Genomic DNA, 1,502 nt, shown 5'->3' with positions numbered 1-1,502 from the left:
ATCGGCTCCAACTTGGTCCTGCGGTTGCCAATTCAGAGACGACAAATGGCAGTGTGTTGTTTCCTGCTGCGAGTAACTGGTCTGTAAATACTTGTTCACCTTCATCTGCGAAATCACCGTCGCGGTTCCAGTCAAACCAAGCAGATAAGTAGCCAGAAGTAGACGCCGTCACATTCACCATTGAGCTCAAACCTGGATCGAGTGCGGCAACAAAGCCAACACCATCTTCGTCTGCGGTACCAACTTTGTTGTCGCCAGAAGGTGCAATTTGTCCGTCAGGATCGCCATCAGGCGCAATGACACCAAGCCATGTCACACCATCGATTTCGTGTCGTGGACCGTTTGAGGAAAGAAGCGTGTGGTAACTATCTGGAGCATCGCCAAAATCGATTGGGTCATCTTCATCAATAACTGGCGCGTTGGCGCAGCGTGCACCGTCATTTTGGCTTGAACTCGGGCCGTTCGAGACAAACTCAACCGCTGGGACAATGCCTGCGTTGATGTGTGAAGCGTTGTCCGCTGACAAATTAATACGGTAGATTTTTCCGTCTTGGTTGCGGGAAACAGAGTAATTGCCGTTGGCGTCAAAATAGCCTGCACCAAAGGTACCGGTTTCGCCCGTATCTCCAATCATAGTGGCTTGGCCGTTTGCAGTATTGAATTTGTAGAGAATGCCGGAGTTGTTGTCGATTCCGTAAAGCGAACCGTCGCCAGGATGAAAGGCAAAATCTGTCAAGTTGACGTTTGCGGTCGCGGTAATTTGCGTAAGTGTTAGCGTCGCATTTGGATCGGTATCTAACGGTGATAAATCAATGGAAAATAATCCTTTTCCTTTGCGATATAAGTAGTAAACGTGATTATAAACATCGCCAACAAAAAACGTATGACTAGGCAAACCAGCGACACTCAGTGTTTCTGCTTGAAAGTCTTTCCCTAAACGGACGATTTTCAAGTTGGTGGTATCGTAGCCATAAATGTATCTGTCGGTGAAGTCGAACCCGACGGCATTGATCCCTGATGCCAAACCCACATCATCAGCTAATAAAGTGGTGGAACCTGTAACCAGATTGACGCCATAAACTTGAACGGGGGTCGATTGGAATAAATACGCTTTGCTCGGACAAGTGTCGAAAGGTGCCGCATTCGCATAAGTGCTTACGAACAGTGATCCGAGTATTAGTGATGTCCTTTTCATGATTCGCCCTCTCATTGATTTGTTTTATATGCAATGAAAGGAGCGTGCCAATTCTTAAGTGGCTGTTTTTGATGGACATTGACAACTAGAAATTCGAGGTTTTAATTTTGAATCTCAGAATAAGAAAAAGCCCAACGTTGTGTTGGGCTTTTTGAGAACTCTTTACTATGGTGAAGTTTGCGCCACTTAACCACAAACAGGGCAGGTCGGCATTTTCATCAAGTTCATTTCTCGCCACGACATGCTGAGTGCATCGAGAATAAGGATTTTCCCTTTCTTTGGCTGGCCGTAATTTGCGATCACCTTG

Annotated in this window: 1 protein-coding gene and 1 pseudogene; both read right to left on the bottom strand. The window is 46.3% G+C overall.

Annotated features, from left to right (window positions below; all coding sequences use genetic code 11):
- Positions 1–1,195, bottom strand: a 1,195-nt coding sequence (locus R7Q47_RS24190; protein WP_318089735.1) for a DUF6923 family protein, incomplete at its 3' end; no start/stop codon positions are given.
- A 186-nt stretch (positions 1,196–1,381) separates the two neighbouring features.
- Positions 1,382–1,502, bottom strand: a pseudogene (locus tag R7Q47_RS24185) (molybdopterin-synthase adenylyltransferase MoeB); the annotation flags it as partial.

The organism is Vibrio sp. Vb0349, assembly GCF_033338975.1.
The sequence above is the reverse complement of the archived record's forward strand: the minus strand, read 5'-3'. Positions and strand labels throughout refer to the sequence as shown.